This window comes from Wolbachia endosymbiont (group A) of Norellia spinipes, from assembly GCF_964273535.1.
Map to the genome: position 1 here is coordinate 19,797 of NZ_OZ187006.1, position 20,803 is coordinate 40,599.

The 20,803-nt window shown below is 35.5% G+C and carries 21 protein-coding genes, 1 other RNA gene and 2 pseudogenes; 16 read left to right on the forward strand and 8 right to left on the reverse strand.

The window, feature by feature from the left end:
• Positions 1–312: 312 nt before the first annotated feature.
• On the reverse strand, positions 313–510 hold the full coding sequence (locus tag ACFZP3_RS00085) for a hypothetical protein (RefSeq protein ID WP_253309883.1): 198 nt from the start codon (positions 508–510) through the stop codon (positions 313–315).
• A 211-nt stretch (positions 511–721) separates the two neighbouring features.
• On the opposite strand from ACFZP3_RS00085, the gene ACFZP3_RS00090 reads away from it, so the two are divergent.
• Positions 722–1,363, forward strand: a complete 642-nt coding sequence (locus tag ACFZP3_RS00090) for a hypothetical protein (RefSeq protein WP_264687874.1) — start codon at positions 722–724, stop codon at positions 1,361–1,363.
• A 125-nt stretch (positions 1,364–1,488) separates the two neighbouring features.
• Here ACFZP3_RS00090 and ACFZP3_RS00095 read toward each other — a convergent pair.
• Positions 1,489–1,676 (reverse strand): annotated as a pseudogene (locus ACFZP3_RS00095) (hypothetical protein); the annotation flags it as partial.
• Positions 1,677–1,987: 311 nt separating this feature from the next.
• On the opposite strand from ACFZP3_RS00095, the gene ssrA reads away from it, so the two are divergent.
• The 6 genes from ssrA to ACFZP3_RS00125 all read left to right on the forward strand — a co-directional run bounded on the left by ssrA (position 1,988) and on the right by ACFZP3_RS00125 (position 6,056).
• Positions 1,988–2,323: a transfer-messenger RNA gene (gene ssrA, locus ACFZP3_RS00100) on the forward strand.
• A 22-nt stretch (positions 2,324–2,345) separates the two neighbouring features.
• The gene (locus ACFZP3_RS00105; protein ID WP_265016675.1) at positions 2,346–2,783 is read left to right on the forward strand and encodes a ClpXP protease specificity-enhancing factor SspB; all 438 of its coding nucleotides are present in this window, start codon (positions 2,346–2,348) and stop codon (positions 2,781–2,783) included.
• Between the two features lie 214 nt (positions 2,784–2,997).
• Positions 2,998–3,219, forward strand: a complete 222-nt coding sequence (locus ACFZP3_RS00110) for a hypothetical protein (protein ID WP_386086483.1) — start codon at positions 2,998–3,000, stop codon at positions 3,217–3,219.
• Entirely contained in the window at positions 3,200–3,511 is a 312-nt protein-coding gene (locus ACFZP3_RS00115; RefSeq protein ID WP_264687877.1) for a type II toxin-antitoxin system RelE family toxin, read from the forward strand. Before ACFZP3_RS00110 ends, ACFZP3_RS00115 begins: the two co-directional genes overlap by 20 nt.
• Positions 3,512–3,653: 142 nt before the next feature.
• On the forward strand, positions 3,654–3,932 hold the full coding sequence (locus ACFZP3_RS00120) for a YggT family protein (RefSeq protein WP_006279515.1): 279 nt from the start codon (positions 3,654–3,656) through the stop codon (positions 3,930–3,932).
• On the forward strand, positions 3,933–6,056 hold the full coding sequence (locus ACFZP3_RS00125; RefSeq protein WP_386086487.1) for an FtsK/SpoIIIE family DNA translocase: 2,124 nt from the start codon (positions 3,933–3,935) through the stop codon (positions 6,054–6,056). It begins immediately after the preceding gene.
• 123 nt (positions 6,057–6,179) lie between these two features.
• On the opposite strand, the gene ACFZP3_RS00130 is transcribed toward ACFZP3_RS00125, so the two are convergent.
• A protein-coding gene (locus tag ACFZP3_RS00130; RefSeq protein ID WP_386086489.1) for an IS630 family transposase occupies positions 6,180–7,041 on the reverse strand; the annotation gives its coding sequence in 2 pieces (ribosomal slippage) (positions 6,180–6,717 and positions 6,716–7,041; 864 coding nt in all).
• A 111-nt stretch (positions 7,042–7,152) separates the two neighbouring features.
• Here ACFZP3_RS00130 and ACFZP3_RS00135 point away from each other — a divergent pair.
• The 5 genes from ACFZP3_RS00135 to fumC all read left to right on the forward strand — a co-directional run bounded on the left by ACFZP3_RS00135 (position 7,153) and on the right by fumC (position 11,990).
• Positions 7,153–7,677, forward strand: coding sequence for a GAS domain-containing protein (locus ACFZP3_RS00135; protein WP_253309908.1), 525 nt, complete (start codon positions 7,153–7,155; stop codon positions 7,675–7,677).
• A gap of 196 nt (positions 7,678–7,873) precedes the next feature.
• On the forward strand, positions 7,874–8,494 hold the full coding sequence (locus ACFZP3_RS00140) for a TRP75-related protein (protein ID WP_253309909.1): 621 nt from the start codon (positions 7,874–7,876) through the stop codon (positions 8,492–8,494).
• A gap of 25 nt (positions 8,495–8,519) precedes the next feature.
• A complete protein-coding gene (gene ispG, locus ACFZP3_RS00145) occupies positions 8,520–9,800 on the forward strand; it encodes a flavodoxin-dependent (E)-4-hydroxy-3-methylbut-2-enyl-diphosphate synthase (protein ID WP_386086491.1) in 1,281 nt (426 codons plus the stop codon).
• A gap of 111 nt (positions 9,801–9,911) precedes the next feature.
• A complete protein-coding gene (locus ACFZP3_RS00150; RefSeq protein ID WP_264687880.1) occupies positions 9,912–10,253 on the forward strand; it encodes a hypothetical protein in 342 nt (113 codons plus the stop codon).
• A 342-nt stretch (positions 10,254–10,595) separates the two neighbouring features.
• On the forward strand, positions 10,596–11,990 hold the full coding sequence (gene fumC, locus ACFZP3_RS00155) for a class II fumarate hydratase (RefSeq protein ID WP_253309912.1): 1,395 nt from the start codon (positions 10,596–10,598) through the stop codon (positions 11,988–11,990).
• Between the two features lie 81 nt (positions 11,991–12,071).
• Here the strand turns inward: fumC and ACFZP3_RS00160 are convergent.
• A pseudogene (locus ACFZP3_RS00160) lies at positions 12,072–12,363 on the reverse strand (IS4 family transposase); the annotation flags it as partial.
• 697 nt (positions 12,364–13,060) lie between these two features.
• A complete protein-coding gene (locus ACFZP3_RS00165; RefSeq protein ID WP_253309913.1) occupies positions 13,061–14,197 on the reverse strand; it encodes a cysteine desulfurase family protein in 1,137 nt (378 codons plus the stop codon).
• 155 nt (positions 14,198–14,352) lie between these two features.
• Here ACFZP3_RS00165 and ACFZP3_RS00170 point away from each other — a divergent pair, with 155 nt between their 5' ends.
• On the forward strand, positions 14,353–15,051 hold the full coding sequence (locus ACFZP3_RS00170; protein WP_386086494.1) for an alpha/beta hydrolase: 699 nt from the start codon (positions 14,353–14,355) through the stop codon (positions 15,049–15,051).
• Positions 15,052–15,297: 246 nt separating this feature from the next.
• On the opposite strand, the gene ACFZP3_RS00175 is transcribed toward ACFZP3_RS00170, so the two are convergent.
• Positions 15,298–15,972 (reverse strand): ABC transporter ATP-binding protein, encoded by a 675-nt coding sequence (locus tag ACFZP3_RS00175; RefSeq protein WP_386086496.1) that lies wholly within the window; start codon positions 15,970–15,972, stop codon positions 15,298–15,300.
• Positions 15,973–16,011: 39 nt separating this feature from the next.
• Complete coding sequence (locus ACFZP3_RS00180; protein ID WP_386086498.1) at positions 16,012–16,473, reverse strand: HesB/IscA family protein; 462 nt, start codon at positions 16,471–16,473, stop codon at positions 16,012–16,014.
• 47 nt (positions 16,474–16,520) lie between these two features.
• On the opposite strand from ACFZP3_RS00180, the gene ACFZP3_RS00185 reads away from it, so the two are divergent.
• A complete protein-coding gene (locus ACFZP3_RS00185) occupies positions 16,521–17,702 on the forward strand; it encodes a deoxyguanosinetriphosphate triphosphohydrolase (RefSeq protein ID WP_386086500.1) in 1,182 nt (393 codons plus the stop codon).
• Positions 17,702–18,952: a bifunctional diaminohydroxyphosphoribosylaminopyrimidine deaminase/5-amino-6-(5-phosphoribosylamino)uracil reductase RibD gene (ribD, locus tag ACFZP3_RS00190; protein ID WP_386086502.1), complete on the forward strand. Its 1,251-nt coding sequence runs from the start codon at positions 17,702–17,704 to the stop codon at positions 18,950–18,952. Before ACFZP3_RS00185 ends, ribD begins: the two co-directional genes overlap by 1 nt.
• 57 nt (positions 18,953–19,009) lie before the next feature.
• On the opposite strand, the gene ACFZP3_RS00195 is transcribed toward ribD, so the two are convergent.
• Complete coding sequence (locus ACFZP3_RS00195; RefSeq protein ID WP_265045367.1) at positions 19,010–19,729, reverse strand: hypothetical protein; 720 nt, start codon at positions 19,727–19,729, stop codon at positions 19,010–19,012.
• Positions 19,730–19,859: 130 nt separating this feature from the next.
• Here ACFZP3_RS00195 and truB point away from each other — a divergent pair, with 130 nt between their 5' ends.
• Complete coding sequence (gene truB / locus ACFZP3_RS00200) at positions 19,860–20,798, forward strand: tRNA pseudouridine(55) synthase TruB (RefSeq protein WP_386086504.1); 939 nt, start codon at positions 19,860–19,862, stop codon at positions 20,796–20,798.
• Positions 20,799–20,803: the final 5 nt, after the last annotated feature.

Sequence of the window (20,803 nt, forward strand, 5' to 3'; positions counted from 1 at the left end):
TCTGGATTCTATAGTATTTTCTAAAACGAATGATAAACGTCTAAAATGGTATTACCAACTAAAAGGTGTAAGTCTGTACATTGATGCATTAGAGGTCTGAGGCGACTTTTGATGGTGTGCCAACAATGCTCTATCGGATTTAGATCTTACTATTACCCACAAATATAAATGTTTGTTGCATAGCTCTTAATGGCATAACTTTTGCTTGAAATAACTGTTTATATGGTGCAATTTACAGCTTTTAGTTGCTAAAATTATAACTCTTAGTTTAATAATTTTAATCCAATAAGCTTTCAGGTTAATAAAATTAAATTATTTGAGTAAATACAATACTATGTTTTTATTTGTGGGTAATAGTAAGTCTTTTACCCCATCGTTTTTTGCGATGAATTCAGCATATTTTTCCAACAGTTTTGCATCTAATTTATCGGTTTTTGCAAAGTGATTGCAGGCTTTTGCAAATGCATATGCCCGATTTGGGTGAGCTCTATGAACAGCTATGTTATACAACTTTATTACAAGTTTCTCATAACCTCCTGTTTACACATAACTTAACAAATACGTTAGCTTGTCTACCTATTTTGCCATTCTGCTGAACGGATACATCCGAGTAGCACATCCTTTACTTTGTAGGTATACTTTTTTTGACATGCGGTTATATCTTTTTTAATATAAAGGATATATACTTATGCATTATATATTTTTTTGTATGAGGAGTTATATGAAAATGAAGAGATTATGCGTTTTGGCTGTGTTGCTTACTTCATCTCTAGCAGGTGCAGCTAATAATAGTGCAAGTAAGTCAGAAGATCAGTACTATGCAGGTTTAAACTTTGGTGCTGGATGGGGTGGTGGCTTTGTAATGAAACCTAGCGTTGTTTTTGGTTATCATCATGACAAAAACTCTAAGTTTGAACTTGAGGTTCTTGCTAACATGAGTGATATTGCTAATAAGGATACAAGGAAAATAGGGGCTAGCTTATTGGCAAATTATCGTTATTACCCTGACCTTGATATTGATCCCGTTAAACTATATGTCAGTGGAGGTTTAGGAGGATACTTACAAGTAATACCTTTTGGCTTTGGTGAAGGTGGTAAAAGCAAAGATTCAAAACCTCAAGATCCAGGAGCTACCACTACTTCGAGTGCAGGTGAGGTTACTGGAGCTGCTGCAGAGGAGGCATCTGTAGTAGATAAAATACTGGGTTCTATTTCCTATAAACTGAAGGTCGGTGTTGATTATGAAATTGCTCCACAGATAGTTGGTGCAGTTGGTATTGCTGCAGGCGGGCAACTAAGTGGTATAAAAGCATTACAAATACCAGATGCAACTCTGGAGGTAGGAATACGTTATAATTTTTAATGCTGCTAAATTGTAACTTAGTTCATAAAGGTAGAGACAATGTTGAGGATGAAATAAACAGCATTGAAAAAATCTGGAAATATATGAGATACTTTTCGAATATGGTTTTGAATGCTAACTATAGATTAAAAAAATAACAAGAAAAAGGGTAAACTCCAGTATTTGTAACCGTTCACGGATTGTGAGAATGAATAAGGAACTAGGTCCAAAGTGTGATGGTATGGATTTAGTATAAATAATTCAGGATGCTTGTGTCCACTGGTTACATATAAATTCATAAGGTTTTGAGAGTTTTGAGTCTTTTTGCGTAATATAACAAAGTTGTAAAGGTGTAACCATAATTCCTCCTTCGATGGCAATTTCTTATGTATCATACCATCACACTTTGGACCTAAGCACTCTGTTCAACAAGCTAGAACTGCTATATTTGAATACATAGAAATTTTTACAAAAAACAGCGTAGGCATTCTGCTATTAATTATTGCATTCCTGAACATTGTGATTCATTATTCTTTTTGTAAAAAATTTTCTTAACTTTCTCTCCACTTTTTCTGGGTAAGGTCACAGAATTTTTTACTGGAAATCTTAATTTTGTCTTAGCAATAAATCAACTTAAGGTCATAATATCTTGACATTTATTTAATGTTGCTATATAATAGCTATGTACATTTTGTGTACTATAGCAATAAAATCACCCTGTAATAGGTGTATTGGACCCGAGGGCAGTACTCGGCGCCTCCACCATATTTTTAATTTATATGGGGGCGAATAAGGATCGACATGCATAGTAAAGATGGTAGTTTTGCTCGGTTAGACACCACCGCTAAGAGTTCATAATTTAAATGCAAACGATAATTTTGCTGCTGAAGACAATGTTGCAATAGCTGCTTAATTTAAGCACTATAACTTTATTGCTATAAGCACGGTTCAGGGAACGCCGGGTAACAGAAGTTCCCCAAAAATTTATGTATGTGAAAGTTATATGGAGCAAACAGATTACAAAAAATTGCTTAATTCTGCTAAGTTTCAAGTTATCAAAAAGACTTTAGATGTTATATCAGGTAATGGTTTTATCCCTCATTTAGAAATATTATTTTTCACATATTTTAATGGTGTAACCATGCCAGATCATTTGAAAAAGTCATACCCCACTCAAATGCTTATTATATTACAGCATCAATTCTATGATTTAAAAGTTTCTGAGGATAAATTTAGTGTCAGTTTGAGTTTTCAAGGAAAACAAGAGCGAATTACTATACCGTTTTTTGCTATTAGTGAGTTTCGTGATAAAATTTCAGGAGATGTTTTAATATTTGACAAAATCAGTATCGATTCTGATAAAGAATACAAAAGTGAAAAATGTACTGAAAAATTATCAAACGGTAGTATTATATCCATAGATCAACTGCGTGATGAGTAATTGCTCATCTTTGTAAACAAAAAATATTAATAGAAAAAAGTGGTCTAACTTAAGTAATAGAATAGAGGAATACTATCGTAGACAAATATGCTAAATCTTTAATTGTTTATTAACGCAGGTGGCAAAATTTTTCTTACATATCATCAACTTTCTTTATTGAAAAATTCAGAAAAATGTTGTAAAATAGTTGTGGTAGTAGGCTTCGGTAAAACTTATGGCAGATTCAGGAATTAGTATAACTTTTGACCCAAAAACTTCGCAGCATCTTGTTGAACTAGCTAGAGCCACTAAGCAGTCTATTCAAAAATTAACAGAAAAGCTAGTCAAGGAAGCAATCGAACTTGAAGCGGAAGATATTGCATTTTCCAAAATTATTAGGGAGTTAAATGCTGATGATGCAGAAGAAGTAGAGGATAGTGAAGACATCTGGAAATAAGCGATACACCATTAAATATCTAAAGCATGTTCTTAAAAGAAATTTGCCTTTCTTGCCGAAAGATGTAAAGCCAAGTATTAAAGACGCAATAAAAAAGTATCTTGAGATTGATCCTATTGGTAACGGTGTGTTGCTACGCAAGAGATTAAAGGGACATAGAAGAATAAAAGTTGCTGATGATTACCGTATTGTCTATCGTGTAAATACTGCAAAACGTATAGTAATTATTGTTTCAATAGGACACAGGGACAATATTTACAAGCAGGCAATATTGGACCTACTGAAACATTAAATATATTTTATACAGCCCTCCTTCCTCCTACCTTAGGTGCAGCTCAAAAAATGAAGTTTTTTTTGGTTCAGCAAAAACAACATTTTGAGTTTGAAAAGGCTAAATACTTGTCTTTATTATAACTTTCGTGTAATAGATATGCATGCATCCAATTATATATCTACTCAACACGTTACTTGATCTTTATAGCTTCATTCTAATATGTTGGGTTGTCTTAAACTGGCTGGTTAAACTTAATATGGTGAACATATATAATGAAACTGTCAGTAGCATAATGCACATCTTGAACCAATTGACATATCCACCACTAAAGATTATTAGAAGATATATACCACCGTTCAATGGATTAGATTTATCTATAATGATATTGCTAATAACAATTCACTTTGTAAAATATACAGTAGCTTACTACTTTAGGTAGATGTTAAAAAAATATCTAAAATCAGCAATATATCTATCCCTTTTAATATATGTATATATATCAGTTTTTAGCTACAACTATAAAGATCCTTCCTTAAACACGGCTACAAATAAGGAAGTGACAAATTTAGGTGGAATAGTAGGTTCATATTTAGCTGATATATTGGTTCAATTTCTTGGATTAACTAGTGTTACAATAGCTACAACCATAGTTTACTTGTTGATCTTCAGGCCAGCAAAAATACTGCTGAAAATTCTCTATTTAATATTAATCAATTTAGGGGTATGTGCTATATTACCACAACTTTCGCTAGGCATCACTGCAAGGTACAGACACAGTGGAATAATAGGGAATGCACTCGTTAATAACTGCCCATTTTATGTATTTGTGATAGTAACATCAATAGGTCTTGTAGGATCGGTTGGTTGGAAGAGAGCAATTTACTCTCTATTCTTCTTATGTAAAAAAATAGCTTGCTTATTTGTAAATGTTCCATTCTTCAGATCACATAAAACTGCTGAATATTCAGTTGCACCATTAGTAGTAGAAGAAAAACATAGAACTAAAATCACTACTAAACAACAACCAAAAGAAAGACAGAAAAAAGCTACCGAAGAAATTTTTAAACCTTCCAGTGAGTTCGAGTTTCCAAGCATTCATTTACTTTCTAAAGCAGAGGAGTCTTTGCAGAGAAAGCAGCTGAATGAAATGGAGAGCAATAAAAATTTATCTCTGCTGGAACAAGTCCTGAGTGATTTTGGCGTGCAAGGAAAAATTATCAGTGTATGCTATGGGCCGATTGTGACTTTATACAAACTTGAACCACAAGCTGGTACGAAATCTGCAAGAGTAATTGGCCTTGCAGATGACATTGCACGTTCGATGAGTGCACTCTCTGCACGTATTTCAATAATTCGTGGGCAAAATGCTATGGGAATAGAGTTGCCGAACAAGGAACGAGAAATTGTAATGCTGCGTGATTTGCTTGAATCACCAGAATACCAGAATGCAAACTTAAATCTCCCAATTGCCCTTGGCAAAGAAATAAGTGGAAAACCAGTTATTGCAGATCTGACTAAAATGCCCCACTTGCTCGTTGCTGGAACCACAGGGTCGGGTAAATCAGTTGCGATTAACACTATGATTCTTTCGCTCGTTTATCGATTAAGTCCTGATGAATGTAAGATGATAATGATCGACCCAAAAATGCTTGAGCTTTCAATATATGATGCAATACCGCACCTAATGGCGCCAGTAGTAACAGAGCCAAAAAAGGCTGTTATCGCTCTTAAGTGGATAGTGAAAGAAATGGAAAATCGCTATCGCATGATGTCGTATTTAAATGTACGCAATGTAATAAACTATAACCAAAAAATCACAGAAGCGATGAATAGTGGAATAGAATTGGAGCGCGTTGTGCAGATTGGCTTTAACTCAACAACAGGCAAACCTTTGTTTGAAAAAATACCAATCAAGATGGAGACATTTCCGTATATTGTAGTGATCGTGGATGAAATGGCAGATTTGATGCTTGTTGCTGGCAAAGAGATAGAGTGCTCTATTCAACGTTTAGCTCAGATGGCTCGTGCTGCAGGAATACACATCATAATGGCAACACAACGCCCATCTGTGGATGTGATCACAGGTGTGATAAAGGCGAACTTTCCAACGAGAATCAGTTTTGCTGTTACTTCTAAGATAGATAGCCGTACAATACTTGGCGAACAAGGAGCTGAACAATTGCTCGGTATGGGTGATATGCTCTATATGGCCTCTGGTGGTAAGATCATTCGAGTTCACGGCCCATTTGTAAGTGATAATGAGGTGCAAGATATAGTTGATCATCTAAAAATGCAAGGTGAGCCAAATTATATGGAGGAAATCACCAAAGAAGATGAAAATTCTTCTGTGGAATCAGAAGGTGAAACAGAGGATGAAGAAAACGACCTCTACAATCAAGCAGTGGCCATCATTCAAAGAGATCAAAAAGTTTCAACCAGTTACATTCAGCGACAACTTAGAATAGGCTATAACAGAGCTGCAAATATTGTTGAAAGAATGGAAAAAGAAGGAATTGTCAGCTCTCCAAATTACTCAGGAAAGAGAGAGATATTGGTTGAATAGCAACCTTGTAATACATTAACTTAAGTTTTTGCACTTTCAAAAAGCAAGTAAAACAAAATTATTAAAAGATCAATACATAATGACAATTGATTTAATACTAATTTATAGCTCTTCTCATAATAGTCAGAATAAAAAAGCAGAATCAACAGCTTGACGGAAAGACTTAAAAATAGGGATATTTTTTCTAGCTCTATTCTTTATAGCAAACCAATTATGCTCAATTTCGTTAAAGTCTGGAGAATATGGAGGAAGATAAAGAATTTCAGCACCAACTCCTCTAGCAAGATTATCTATTTTTTTAGATTTATGGAATGTAGCGTTATCAAGAATTACAGTTTGGCCAGACCTTAAAATTGGAGTTAAAAACTGCTCAAACCAAGCCTCGAAAACATCCTTATTGCAGTATCCTTCAAAGGTCAATGGAGCAATGATCTTCCTTTTATTTAGAGCTGCAATCATACTGACACGCTGAGTTTTTTTACCTGATTTTAATGAATGAAACCTCTCTCCTTTTCTGCAATATCCGTATGGGTAGTCTTCTGTATTATCTATTCCAGATTCATCAATATATACAAGATTTTCATGACGTTTTGTTGCTATAACCTTTAAAAATTGAGCTCGCTTTCCTTCATTTCTTTCTTTATATCCGTAGGTCTTTTTTTCTTGTAAATCCAATATTTTTAAGTGCGCGGTGAATCGTTTGTCGACTGATATTACCCCAGAGTTTAGCCATCTCTGACTGAGTTTTGCCACCATGGTTTTTTGCAAATTTGGTAAAAACATTCCAGTCAGTAATTTTATGGTTATATCCTACGCTTCCAGGCTTTTTTGACTGAAAATCTCCCGTTTCCTTACGCCTTTTCTGCCACTCATATAGAGTCGTTTTTCCAATTTTAAATCTCTCTGCAACAGTTGCTCTACTTTCTCCTTCATCCAATGCCTCCATTGCTTTTTTCCTTAAATCGTAACTATACGCTGCTGGCATACAAACCCCACTACCATAAATCCATATCTTAACTTGTTTGGATTATTATGAGAAGAGCTATAAGTACTGAGAACGTACAATAGTAATATATTAATTAATTAGGGGGTAAAAATGTCAAATATTTTGAGTAATGCTTGGTATAGTTTGTCTGGCAATGACATAACAGACATAACAAAATTGCAGGAACAAGTAGAAGAACTAGAGAAGCTATTAGGAAACTTCAAAGGTTTGCCAGAACAAGTAACAGAACTGTCAGATAAATTCGGTGGTTTATCAGAAAGATTTACAGAGTTGTCAGGTAAATTTGACGGTTTGTCAACAGATCTATCAGATAAATTCAATGGTTTGCAAGAAAAGTTTACAGGCTTGCAAGAAAACTTCACAGGTTTAGAAGAAAAAGTGGAAACACTCACAGAAGCAGTAGCAGATCAAGAAAAAACACTACTAATTTGTGCCATAGTCAGTGCTGTTGCCGCAATAGCGATAACTTCTTTTGTTGCATTCTGTATCTATCAGGGAGTTAAGTGTGAAAGGGAGAAAGAAAAGAACTTGTCTAAAGATACACCAGACGCAAAACTTAATAATGTAGATGCTATCGATGGCAATGAAAAGAAGCATATGCAAATGCCAGACTAAGTTGCATAACACTCTTCTTGAGAAGGTGTTACGCAACTTGTAGCACCTTACTCTTCTCTTAGCCTATGTAGGTTTTTGATAGTAAGTATATCACTTTTTAGAAAAATATTTGTATTGTAAAGTTAGTAAAGATTCTGGTTTACTTAAAGTTTGTTAATTGCTATCTTTTAAAACACGATATTTACTATAGCACCATATGCTTAGGGTTTTTTCTAAAGTTTTGTTTATATTAATGTTTTTGGTTTCTAGCTTTTTTACTGTGCATAGTGCTGAAGCTAAATCTAAGCTCAGTAAGAGATACATACCTCCTGGTAACCCTGGTGGTGCAAACTTTCATACAGATGAGGATTTTGCTGAGTCATATAAACTGTATGAGAAGCGTAGGGAATTGCTCAAGAAAAAAAAGTCACAAGATCGAGCTATAAATAAAGAAGATCTAATCAAAAAATTAAAAGAGAAAAAAATTGCTAGTCTTGATAATGAGCCAAATGACATGGAAGCGTGCATAGTCGACGATGAAGAGAGCGCTATGATAAATCAGCATGGTATTAATATCGCACGTTTAAAGGGTGCTGTATTTATAGATCAAGAGCCAGTTTCCCAGTATGAAAGCGAGCAGCATGAAAGTGAACAACAAGAAGGGAAGAAAGTTACTTCAACACGAGAAAAAAAAGTTTCTCCTATAAATGTCACTATAAAAGAAAATCCATCAAGAAAAACGTGCTCACATGATTCTATTGCTAATTTGGATAACGTAGATGCTTATAGTTTGAATGGTTCGAGTTCATTTGGCAGCGTAGCTGACACAGTAAAATAGTATCACAATATTGGCCATTAATAATATGCTAGATAAAGACCTGATATTGAATGATGATGCATATGAATTATTGCCGATTTCCAGGCACAAAACTCATGTTGTGGAAGTTGGAAAAGTAAAGATAGGTGGAAATAATCCTATAGTTGTACAATCTATGGCGCTTGGCGTGCATATAGATTCTGATAATATAAAAAGTAGCGCAAAACATTATGCAAAAGAGATAACAGAACTAGCGCGTACAGGTTCAGAATTGGTGCGAATTGCCTTGAATTCAGAGGAAGTAGCAAGGGCAATACCTTATATAGTAGAAGAGATAAATAAAGAAGGTTTTGACGGTAAAATATTGGTAGGCTGTGGTCAGTATGAGCTAGATAAATTAGTTCAAGATTATCCAGACAACATCAAAATGCTGGGTAAAATTAGGATAAACCCAGGCAATATAGGCTTTGGCGACAAACGTGATGAGAAGTTTGAAAGGGTTATAGAGTATGCAATAATGCACAATCTTCCGGTTAGAATTGGAGTAAATTGGGGTAGTCTTGATAAATACCTTTTGCAAAAATTGATGGATGAAAACTCTTCGCTTAGTAATTCAAGGCCTTCTGACGTTATACTGCGCAAAGCACTTGTAATGTCTGCTCTTGATAGTGCAAAAAAAGCTGAAGAAATTGGTCTAAATTCAAACAAAATAATCATTTCATGTAAAGTTAGCAAAGTACAAGATTTAATTTTAGTTTATATGGCACTTGCAAAATCTTCCAATTATGCACTACATTTGGGTTTAACTGAGGCTGGTATGGGCAATAAAGGTGTGGTAAATACCGCAGCAGGGCTTACTTATTTATTGCAAAATGGCATTGGAGATACAATACGGGCTTCTTTGACTCAACGTCCTGGTGAATCGCGTACTAATGAAGTGGTGGTGTGTCAGGAAATATTGCAGTCTATAGGCTTGCGACACTTTAACCCTCAGGTTAATTCATGTCCTGGTTGTGGGCGCACGAGTAGCGATCGTTTTCGTATATTAACTGAAGAGGTGAATGGCTATATAAAAACTCATATGCCGATGTGGAAGAAAAAAAATCCAGGTGTAGAGCATATGAGCATTGCTGTTATGGGATGCATAGTAAATGGTCCTGGAGAAAGCAAACACGCAAATTTGGGAATCAGCTTTCCTGGATATGGAGAAAAACCTGTTTCAGCAGTCTACAAAGACGGCAAATATTTCAAAACTTTACAAGGTGATAATGTCTCTGAAGAATTTAAGGTAATTATTGATAATTATGTGAAGGAGCATTACACGTAACCTTTCACGGTTAATTAATAGATAAATCGCAAATAAAAAAGAAAATTAAACCTTGTTTTTCTTTTTTCGCTATTAATATATTTATAACACAATTGAGTTTAAATAGTTGGTATGAAAAGCTTTTTACGAAATTTCTTGCACTATCTTCTGTCATCCCAGTGCCCTGACTACTTGGATCCATATCTTTTTTTCTCTGGTCACGCGCTACCCAGGACGTGGTGTACAAGAATCCTACTAACTTTACTATTAATTCTATTTCCACTTTTAGCATCATCTATAAGCATTGAGGACATCGAAGAAAATTGCGATTACGAATATTACCCTAAATTAGATTCTTCTTCTGCTGATGAGTTACACGTTATAAAGCGAAATTATTATAGATACGGTGAGGAATTAAAAATACTAGCAGATGAGAGGATAAAGGAGATCACTTTAGGCACTAGTGATAAATAATTGTAACCAGACTGCATTCTGTGATTTTTAGCAAAACACGATCTTTCATTTGAGCTTTCTTCAATTTAAAGTAAATACAGAAAACTGCTGCCTATAGCTGAACTGACCTTACCCAGAAAAAGTGGAGAGAAAGTTTGGAATGTTTTTTACAAAGAGAATAAACTATTTGCCATATTTTGAAAAAACGTTTTATTTTACTCCAAAAACGTCTTAACTTTCTCTCTACTTTTTCTGGGTAAGGTCACACTTGACTACTTGGATCTAGTATGATTTAATTAACCAAGAAGTAGACATGAAAAAATTATGTAGTGAACCAGTTTGCATGACGCTAAGAAGGAAAATATGGATAGAAAAACGAGAATAGAATCAGACAGCTTAGGGGAAGTAAAAGTACCAAGTGAACATTACTGGGGAGCGCAGACTCAACGTTCTTTAGAAAATTTTAAGATTGGCACAGAAAAAATGCCAGAGCCTCTGATTAAAGCATTAGCAATAGTAAAACTTGCAGCAGCACGTGTTAACATGAAGCAGGGTAGCATAGATAATAAGGTAGGGGACGCAATCTGCGCAGCCGCAAGGGAAGTAATAGATGGCAAATTTAATAATGAATTTCCGCTTGTTGTTTGGCAAACCGGATCCGGAACGCAGACTAATATGAATATGAATGAAGTGATCAGCAATCGCGCAATAGAGATTTTAGGTGGTAATTTGGGTAGTAAATCTCCGATACATCCAAACGACCATGTGAATTATGGTCAGTCATCAAATGACACCTTTCCAACAGCAATGCATATAGCAGCAGCAGAGCAAATAAACTGCTTGCTTATTCCAAATCTTGAAAAATTGCATAAGGTGCTGGATAATAAGGTTCAGGAATTTAAAAATATAATAAAAGTAGGACGTACTCACTTACAAGATGCAACGCCCCTAACACTGGGACAGGAGTTTTCTGGCTATGCAGCCCAGATTAAAAAGGGGATAGAGAGAGTAAAATTAACTTTAAGTGGTATATACGAGCTTGCACAAGGTGGCACTGCGGTTGGCACAGGACTCAATACTAAAAAGGGTTTTGCTGAAGGTTTTTCAAGCAAAGTTGCAGAAATTACTAATCTTCCATTTACTTCAGCAGGCAATAAATTTGAAGCGCTAGCAGCAAACGATGCTTTAGTTGAGCTCAGTGGAACACTCAATACAGTAGCAGTCAGTTTAATGAAAATTGCAAATGATATAAGGTTGCTTGGTTCTGGTCCAAGATGTGGAATTGGGGAAATAATGTTACCGGAAAATGAGCCTGGTTCTTCAATTATGCCAGGTAAAGTGAATCCAACTCAGTGTGAAGCAGTAACTATGGTGTGCACTCAAGTTATGGGAAATCATGTTGCTGTGACCATTAGTGGTTCAAACGGTCATTTTGAATTGAATGTGTTTAAGCCAGTGATAATTTACAATGTTTTGCAGTCTATAAGACTTTTAGCTGATGCAAGTTTAAATTTTACAGAAAAATGTGTAGTTGGTATTAAGGCAAATGAAGAGAGGATAAAAGATTTACTGAATCAGTCGTTAATGTTGGTCACTATATTAAATACGCATATAGGGTATGACAATGCAGCAAAAATAGCGAAGCTTGCTTATAAAGAAAATATCACTCTAAAAGAAGCAGCAGCAAAACTTCAACTGCTCACTGAGGAGGAGTTTGAAAGGATAGTGAAACCAGAAGAAATGGTGAATTATTTGTAACCGTTGGGAGTGTTAAATAAACCATACGCGTCAAGTTAAGAGGTATCCGTTCAGCCAATGGCGTCAACTTAAGAGCCTCCATTAGCAAACTCTCCTAAAAACATGATGGCGTTTGGGCTTATCTACCTTATTGTGGCTGCCCTGGTCGAATTTTAACTTTAGCACGCATGCTTAAAAAGGGCTTGAAAGTTTTTTGGTGCAATAAGTACTTGATAGAGTTTCTGCTCATTACACCAAACAAAACTGAAAAATTTAAACGATACTCAGTAATTTGATCTGGGTTCCAAGGCCCTTGTGCATCACACATATGAAGCGATAATATATTACACATAACTAAGTTCGCCCAAAATTCTTGTAATACAGCCTCTAGGTGTATGGTCCCATAATTCCTCCTTTGATGGTATTTTTTTCTCATATTTTATCATACCATCACACTCTGGGACTGTACACCAGGAATTATCCTATTGAATTCTATGATATTATTTTTGTAACATTGTCTAAAGTGCCCAGTGTCAAGCACTGGAATGACACCATTTCCGTGAATATTGCTCTTAATTTGTAACTAACCTAAGCCATAAATATTAAGAAATTTACCAAACGAAAAAAAAGGCAAAAGAAGCCCCGTTGGTGACTAGTTATTTATATGTACTTCAAAATATTGGCGTTTTTTATTCTAAACGCTACGATTCAGCCGCTTTTAAATGCTATTAACCTAAATTATAAACGTTAAGAAATTTACTGAGCGGAAAAAAAGGCAAAAAAACCCCAGGGTAGCTAGTATTCAAATTCTCCCTTGTCTATTTGACGTCTTTTACTGTCTTAAATGCTTTATAAGCGCGTTTCAGCTTATATAGGTAGAAACCTAGAAGTTTTATAAAGACATGAGGTGCACATAGTGCAAAAATTAAGCATGATTTACGCCAAATACATTAAGTTTTTTGTCATTAATCCACTGCAGAGATTGCGAAGATAAATAAATAGCTTCACTGTTATGATAAGGGGGCTGGCGAAGGGTGTCAAGTAAGTTTTTACATCTAATTTATAGCTCCCTGCATGATACCACGTATTATCTATACCAAGGTGTTCTTCTTGTAGATATTATACCAACAATCCACTATTTTTTTTATGTCTTGTGGTTTAGTTTCTGGACCTATACTGATTCTAATTGAACACTCTGCTTGCTCTTTTGTTGCCCCCATTGCAAGCAAAACATGGGAAGGCTCAACTTTTCCAGAAGAACATGCAGAACCATTACTAACTGCAATATGATTCAAGTCAAAATGCATGAGCTGCACATCACTCTTTACTCCTGGCATATAAATAAAACTTGTGTTTGGCAGCCTCTTAGAGTTTTTACCGAAGATTCTTATATCACTGGCAAGATTTAATAATTCACACTCTAATTGATCACGTAGCTCCTTTACTTCATCCATTTTTAATAGAAGGTCTGGAATATTTTGCAGTGCAGCAGAAAGGCCTGCAATCGCAACAATATTTTCCGTACCACCACGAAATCCCTTCTCTTGTCCACCACCTATTATAATAGGTTCTATCGCAAGTTCTTTATTGAATATTAAAACTCCACTGCCTGCTACACCGCCAAATTTATGGGCGGATAAAGTGAGTAAATCCACTCCTAAATCTTCCATATTAACTTTAATTTTTCCAACACTTTGAGCAGTGTCAGTGTGGCAAATTGCTCCAAATTTGTGTGCTATTTCAGCTATTTCCTTAACAGGCTGAATAACTCCGGTTTCGTTATTTGCCATCATAACTGAAACTATTGCTTTGTTTCCTTTAAGTTCGCTTAGAATTTTTTCTAGCTCTAAAAAGTCAACAATGCCCTCCTGATTAACGGGTATTATATATGGATTACATGCAGAATTAAGAATTGAAGGATGCTCTATAGCTGAAATTACATGCAGATAGCCTGCTATTCCTCTCATAACAAGGTTATTCGCTTCAGTCGCACCAGACGTAAAAACTATTTCTTTATCACTTGGAACACCAAGAGCATCACGTATGTTATCTCTTGCATCCTGAAGAATCTTCCTCGCTTCTTGTCCTCTTTTATGTAGTGATGATGGATTGAGCGTTTGTTTTAACAAGACCTCAAATATACTTTTTTTTACATTCTCACTAATTGGAGCAGTTGCATTGTAATCAGCATATACGTAACCACTATTTTCTAAAGAGAATGGACTCATCTGTCACTTAAATAAGTTTACCATCAACTATAGCCATAACTATGTACGTTAGCTTTAACACGATAAAAAATTTATTGCAAAAACAGCGAAATTAATACATAATTAATAATTCATGTCATCAATACCTGTCAAGCAGGTTTTTATTAGGAGTTACCGTGGTAGAAGTTTTTTTGAATAATGCAACAAGAAAGATAGAAGGTGAATACCACCAAAGCAAAGATGCCAACGCGCCGGTTGTGCTGGTTTTACATCATCACCCTCAATATGGTGGTAATATGGGTAGTAAAATTGTACATGGTATATATACGTCTTTTATCGATAACAATTTTTCTGCATTGAAAATTAACTTTCGTGGTGTGGGAAAATCTACCGGAACTTTTGATAAGGGTATAGGAGAATTAACTGACGCTGCGGTAGCTATTGATTGGCTTCAGGAACATAATCCTAGCAACGTTCCAATTTGGATCGCTGGTTTTTCTTTTGGAGCATGGGTGGCTATGCAGCTAACAATGCGTCGCCCTGAGATAGTGGGTTTTATTGCTCTTTCTCTTCCGGTAACTAAGTACGATTTTTCTTTTCTTTCTCCCTGTCCAGTTTCTGGGCTTATAATACAAAGCAGTAACGATACAATCTCAGAAGAAAGCGATGTAACAGAATTAGCAAAAAGGTTAATAAATTCAGTAAAAAGTGATCACGTGAAATACCATATAATAGACGATACTAATCACTTTCTAAGGGATAAAGAAGAGGAAGTGACTCAAATCGTAGATGGTTATATAAAACTGCGCTTAAACAGTGCAGCTATTTCTTCTCAAAAGGTCAAAAAAGAGGTAAGGGTAAAAGAATATGCCTAACCTTTACAAACAAGAGAAATGAGTGTAGTAATATAAATGAAAAGGTTTTGTTATGTTTAAAAAGCTATTATTTTTTGTTTTAGCTGTGTTTATGTTATCGGGGTGTTCCCTAAGTAAACAGCGTAAGTTAAAAAGTCCGTGTATAAAAAGCAATGAAAGCGTTTCATGCGAGTTGTACTCTGTTAATGATCATTGGTTAGATAAGTATAAGGCATAGGTAGTTTTAAATTGTGCTATTTTTCCTATTCACAACTTCACTAATGATCGATCTCTCAATTGGAAAATGCAGTCTGCCTTTTCTGCAAGGAGATAATTGTGCGTTACTATAAGCATAGAGCTGTTATTTTCCTTTACGTATGAATGTAGCAGTAAAAACACGTTAAAAGAATTTGTTGGATCTAAATTTCCTGTTGGCTCATCTGCAAGTAAAAGCTTTGGAGAATTTACAATGCTTCTTGCAATTGCAACTCTCTGCCTTTCCCCACCCGAAACTTCAGATACCATGCTACTTGCTTTGTTTTCCAGACCAAATTTTTCCAACATTGCTTGCGAATTTTTTTTTGCTTCAGCTTTGCTTTTTCCTGCAATAAGTTGAGGAAGCATAATATTTTCCAACACCGATAACTCTTGTAACAAATAGTGAAATTGATAAACAAAACTAAGAAAATTTCTTCTTACATGGGTTTTATGCTTATTATTGGCTTGTGTGCAATTTATTCCATCTATCGTAACTATACCTGAAGTTGGCTTGTCCAACAAGCCTGCGATGTGCAATATAGTTGTTTTTCCTGCACCTGAATTGCCAATCAGCGCTACTACTTGCCCTCTTGTGACACTTAGGTTAATGTCTTTTATAACAGCAGAATTGTCCTTGAAGCTTTTATCTACAGAAGTTAGTTCTAGAGCTACATTATCACCCATGTTTAAAAGACCCAGAAGGCATCTAAATTTTGGTAATAATTAAACCGAAAAACTGTTACCACAACCACATTGAGACTTAGCAAGGGTATTCTTTATTTGAAAACCAGAACCACTGAGATCCTCAGTATAATCTATAACTGAGTTATTTAAAAATTTTGCTGAACAATTATCAACCATTAATACAGGGTTTCCATTTTCATCATTAATTACTATATCTTTACCTTTTTTGCTAAAATTGGAGTGGCTTCTATAGTCCTCGCTTTCTTCATAGTCATCATCTTCGTCTTCGTCATCAAACTCATCATCGTAATCATCATCTTCATCATCCAAAGATAGATTTTTATTCATTTGATCCATAAGAAAATTGTATTTGAAGCCAGAACATCCACCGCCTGAAACTGCAACCCGCAAAACGGAACTCTTATCCCCTTCCTGCTCTGCAAGAAAGTGGATTTTTTTTAGTGCATTATCAGTTAAGTTGATGTTGTAATTTGTTGACATAGTAACCACCGTTTATTATTGATAATTTATTATAGTAGAAATTTTACATGTCAAACAATAATTTTCTATTAAGTTATGCATGCTTTCCAAGCAAAACAAAAGGGAGATACTTCAAAGAGCCAGAAGATGAGAATCGCAGCTGCTTTCAGCGTGATAGGGATCGCATTGTTCACTCTAATGCGTTTAGGAAATTGGGGTACAAAACACAAGTTTTTATCAATTACGAGCACGATTACTATCGCACTCGGCTGACTCATAGCCTTGAAGTTGCACAAATTGCAAGATCCATCGCACGCAGGCTCAGCTTAGATGAGGACATCACTGAATGCATAGCGCTTGCACATGACCTTGGTCATCCCCCATTTGGTCACACAGGTGAGGATGCTCTAGTTCAAGTTGATAGTGAGAAGTATGAGTTTGATCATAATGTTCAAGCTATAAGGATTTTAACTTATCTTGAACAAAAACATGCTGATTTTGATGGTATGAATCTAAGTTGGGAGGTGATTGAAGGGGTTGCAAAACATAATGGTCCCTTGCTTGGTCAAAACGCGGAGTCTTCTACAAATAATCAGCTGTTATTAGAATATAATGAAAAATATGATCTAAAACTTGAGGAATTTTCAAGCATTGAAGCGCAGGTTGCTTCAATTGCCGATGATATTGCTTACAGTGTTCACGATCTTGATGATGCACTCAGAGCAAATTTAGTAACCATCGAAGATTTGCTGAATGTTCCTTTAATTGAAAAAATGTTTAAAGACATAAGGAGCAGATATTCAGAATTACCTCAGAGCAAACTCATACATGAATCACTGAGTGGAACTATAGGAACTATGATAAGTGATGTTGTTTCTCAGACTGAAAGAAATATTGAAGATCATAAAATAAAAAGTGTAGAAGACGTAAGAAGTCTAAATAAAATGCTAGTCACATTTTCACCAGAAGTTGCGAATGCTACAAAAGAAATGAAAAGATTCAACATGGAGAAAATATACAGAAGCTATAAACTGAGTAGAACGATGAACAAAGCGAAACGCATAATACAGGAACTTTTTCAATATTTTTATGAAAATCCAAGATTACTTCCCACAGAGTGGAGCAAACTTGCTTGTGAATCCCAGCGTTCAATAGTAATATGCGACTATATCTCGGGAATGACAGATAGATTTGCTATACATGAGCACAGGAGAATATTCGACACTTCATATGAAATGACTTCTTTCTAATGACTGATGATCATTTCATGTCAATTGCATTAAGGCTTGCAGAAAAAAATCTTGGGAATGTTGCGTCAAATCCTACTGTCGGGTGTGTTATTGTAAAAGATGGTATAATCATTGGTGAGGGATATACAGGAGTAGGTGGGCGCCCACATGCAGAAGTGGTTGCTTTGCAAAGTGCAGAAGGTTTAACCCATGGTGCAACTATGTATATCACGCTCGAGCCATGTTGCCACTTTGGAGTTACAGGACCATGTACTGCGGAAATCATAAGAGCTGGAATAAAAAGGGTAGTAATTGCAACTATTGACCCAGATAGCAGAGTTTCAGGTGGAGGCATTAAAGCTCTGAAAGAAGCAGGAATTGAAGTTGAGCAAGGTATTATGCAAAAAGAGGCAGAAGAACTGAATGTCGGTTTTTTCACCACTAAAGAATTTCATAGACCATTTATAGCTTGCAAAATTGCAACAACTCTTGACGGAAAAATCGCAACATTTACAGGCGATAGCAAATGGATAACAAGTGAAGATACGAAAAATTGGGTGCATGAGCTCAGAGCAAAATATGATGCAATTATGATTGGCAGCAATACTCTTATTAACGATAATCCACTCTTAACTTGCAGATTACCAGAACTCGGAAGTAGATCGCCAATAAGGCTAATTATTGATAGCCAGGAAAAATTGCAGGAAGAGCATAATATTGCAAAGACTGCAGATAAAGTAATAACTTGGGTGATTACAAACAGAGAAATAGAGAGAAAAATAAAAAACATTAATTATTTGATAGTCAATTCAAATCACAAACCTCCTGTTATTCCAGATGTCACCCCAACACACTCTCCTGTCATTCTAACGCCTTCTCCTGTCATCCCAGTGCCCAGACACTGGGATCCAGAAAACTTCAAGCAATTGCATAATGAAAACTGGATTCCAGCGTCACGCGCTGGAATGACATCGGAGCCTGACATTATCGATAAAGTCTGCCTAAAAGACATGGCATTAAAACTTGTTTCAGAAATTGGTATAACAAGGCTATTAGTTGAAGGTGGAGGAGTGTTAATCACAGAGCTACTGAAGCATAGTTTAATCGACAGGCTGATAATCTGCCGCAGTGGTAAAATTTTAGGTAATGATGCCATCCCCTTTATAGGGAATTTAGGAATTCAATCCATCAACAACTGTTACCAATTTAAAAAAGTAGAGATAATAGAGTTTAGTAAGGATGTAGTTGAGATGTGGGATAGATTACCGTAACTCTTCTCAAATGAAAAAAAAGAGGCAGAACCACCTCTACCTCTTCTTTCATTAACTTTAAACTTTTTTAGCGTTTGATATAGCATTTTCTAATGCAACATCTGCTAAGTTAGTTGCTACTTTACCTTTTAAAGCTTCCAAAGCTTCATTACTCACCGCAACTTTTGATGGCTTAGAATCAGTAGTCATACCTAACTCTGCTTTCATGTCAGCAACAGTTGTTTTTTCAGCAACTTTAGTTATTTGCACCTTATATTCAGTAGCATTATTTTCAGGAGCTACGTGTGCAAGCTTAACAACTTTCCCATCTGCTAATAATATGTGAACTGGTTCATTATTTTTTGCTAGTTCTTTGTAATCAGCAATTGGAAGTGTCAGGAATAATTGCTGAACATCGTTATCGCCGTCTTTTTTAACTGTTTCTTCAACAATCGTACCACTCTTTACCACATCTTTGACAAGAGTAGCAAAGTTTGCATCTTTACCATCCTTACCATTTGTACCGTTCACTCCTATTTCTTCATTCTTCTGCATTTGCTGATATGAAGCATAAGCTGCTGCGGCAAAATATACAGCGGCAATAAATAGAACTGCAATTCCAGCAGGGCTAGCAACAAGTGCTAAAGATGCAGGTCCAGCAATTACTTTAGTAGCAATTAATATTGCCGTTATTGCTCCCGCTAAAGATGCAAGTGCAACTAAACCTTCAATACTCATTTTTGTTATATGTGCAGTGTTTTCCCACTTCAATATGCTTTTATTTGTATTTATAGTCATAATAGTCCCCTTAAAAGGATTAAGTATGTGTTAATAGATGCATGTTAGTCAAGCTATTTTTTACATTATTATTTAAAGTATATATTTCAAGCTGCTTCCTAAACTGTCATCAGCTGTATATAATTCACATATGATACACGGCTGGCTGAATCTCGATAAACCAATAGGAATTAGTTCTGCACAAGCTGTAACCCAAGTTAAAAAGATCTTTGGAATTAAGAAAGCTGTTCATCTGGGAACACTTGATCCTTTAGCTTCAGATGTGTTGCCAATTGCTCTTGGCGAGGCAACAAAAACTGTACCGTATTTATCTTGTGACTTAAAGGCATACGATTTTACAATAAAATGGGGCGAACAAAGAACAACGGATGATTTGGGTGGTGATATCATTAGAACTAGCGATATAAAACCCGAATATAATCAAATAAATTGTGCAATTAAAAATTTTATTGGTGAGATCAAGCAGACTCCTCCTCAATTTTCAGCAATAAAAATTAAAGGAGCAAGGGCGTATAAATTGGCAAGAAGTGGGCAAAAGGTAAATATAAAACCCCGACAAGTCAAAATACATGAGCTGAAATTGATATCTGTGGACACCATAAATAATAGTGCAAATTTTTCTATGATGTGCGGTAGTGGTGTATATGTGAGATCAATTGCTCGGGATCTTGGCATTGCATTAAATTGTTTTGGACACATTACGAAATTAAGAAGAACTATGGTAGGTGACTTTAGAGAAAACGAATCAGTGACAATTGAACAGCTCGCTGAAAGAAACACAATAACTTACTCTCCGATAACAAAAGGTGATACTGGAGTAATAGAAGGTACAGGGAGTAATGCAAAAAGTTTCATCATTCCCATTGAATCGGCTTTAAAATCGATGTTCAAAATTGAAATTTCCCCAGAAGATGCGGGGAAAATCAGAAAAGGTCAGGAAGTTGTATTAAATAACTTGCGTAATTTAAAGAATTATGATATTTGTTGTACGATAGTGGGTAGTGTACCTATTGCAATCTGCAGTTTTATTTATGGTTGTGTGAAACCTATTCGTGTTTTTAATATTTAAAATGA

What these genes read in the sequence shown, in the direction of transcription:
- ACFZP3_RS00185 (WP_386086500.1), top strand. Translation starts at nt 16,521, where the DNA reads ATGTCAAACAATAATTTTCTATTAAGTTATGCATGCTTTCCAAGCAAA.
- ACFZP3_RS00195 (WP_265045367.1), bottom strand. Translation starts at nt 19,729, where the DNA reads ATGACTATAAATACAAATAAAAGCATATTGAAGTGGGAAAACACTGCA.
- truB (WP_386086504.1), top strand. Translation starts at nt 19,860, where the DNA reads ATGATACACGGCTGGCTGAATCTCGATAAACCAATAGGAATTAGTTCT.
- ACFZP3_RS00125 (WP_386086487.1), top strand. Translation starts at nt 3,933, where the DNA reads ATGTTAAAAAAATATCTAAAATCAGCAATATATCTATCCCTTTTAATA.
- ACFZP3_RS00150 (WP_264687880.1), top strand. Translation starts at nt 9,912, where the DNA reads ATGAAAAGCTTTTTACGAAATTTCTTGCACTATCTTCTGTCATCCCAG.
- ACFZP3_RS00180 (WP_386086498.1), bottom strand. Translation starts at nt 16,473, where the DNA reads ATGTCAACAAATTACAACATCAACTTAACTGATAATGCACTAAAAAAA.
- fumC (WP_253309912.1), top strand. Translation starts at nt 10,596, where the DNA reads ATGGATAGAAAAACGAGAATAGAATCAGACAGCTTAGGGGAAGTAAAA.
- ACFZP3_RS00165 (WP_253309913.1), bottom strand. Translation starts at nt 14,197, where the DNA reads ATGAGTCCATTCTCTTTAGAAAATAGTGGTTACGTATATGCTGATTAC.
- ACFZP3_RS00135 (WP_253309908.1), top strand. Translation starts at nt 7,153, where the DNA reads ATGTCAAATATTTTGAGTAATGCTTGGTATAGTTTGTCTGGCAATGAC.
- ACFZP3_RS00175 (WP_386086496.1), bottom strand. Translation starts at nt 15,972, where the DNA reads ATGGGTGATAATGTAGCTCTAGAACTAACTTCTGTAGATAAAAGCTTC.
- ACFZP3_RS00105 (WP_265016675.1), top strand. Translation starts at nt 2,346, where the DNA reads ATGGAGCAAACAGATTACAAAAAATTGCTTAATTCTGCTAAGTTTCAA.
- ribD (WP_386086502.1), top strand. Translation starts at nt 17,702, where the DNA reads ATGACTGATGATCATTTCATGTCAATTGCATTAAGGCTTGCAGAAAAA.
- ispG (WP_386086491.1), top strand. Translation starts at nt 8,520, where the DNA reads ATGCTAGATAAAGACCTGATATTGAATGATGATGCATATGAATTATTG.
- ACFZP3_RS00110 (WP_386086483.1), top strand. Translation starts at nt 2,998, where the DNA reads ATGGCAGATTCAGGAATTAGTATAACTTTTGACCCAAAAACTTCGCAG.
- ACFZP3_RS00140 (WP_253309909.1), top strand. Translation starts at nt 7,874, where the DNA reads ATGCTTAGGGTTTTTTCTAAAGTTTTGTTTATATTAATGTTTTTGGTT.
- ACFZP3_RS00120 (WP_006279515.1), top strand. Translation starts at nt 3,654, where the DNA reads ATGCATCCAATTATATATCTACTCAACACGTTACTTGATCTTTATAGC.
- ACFZP3_RS00090 (WP_264687874.1), top strand. Translation starts at nt 722, where the DNA reads ATGAAAATGAAGAGATTATGCGTTTTGGCTGTGTTGCTTACTTCATCT.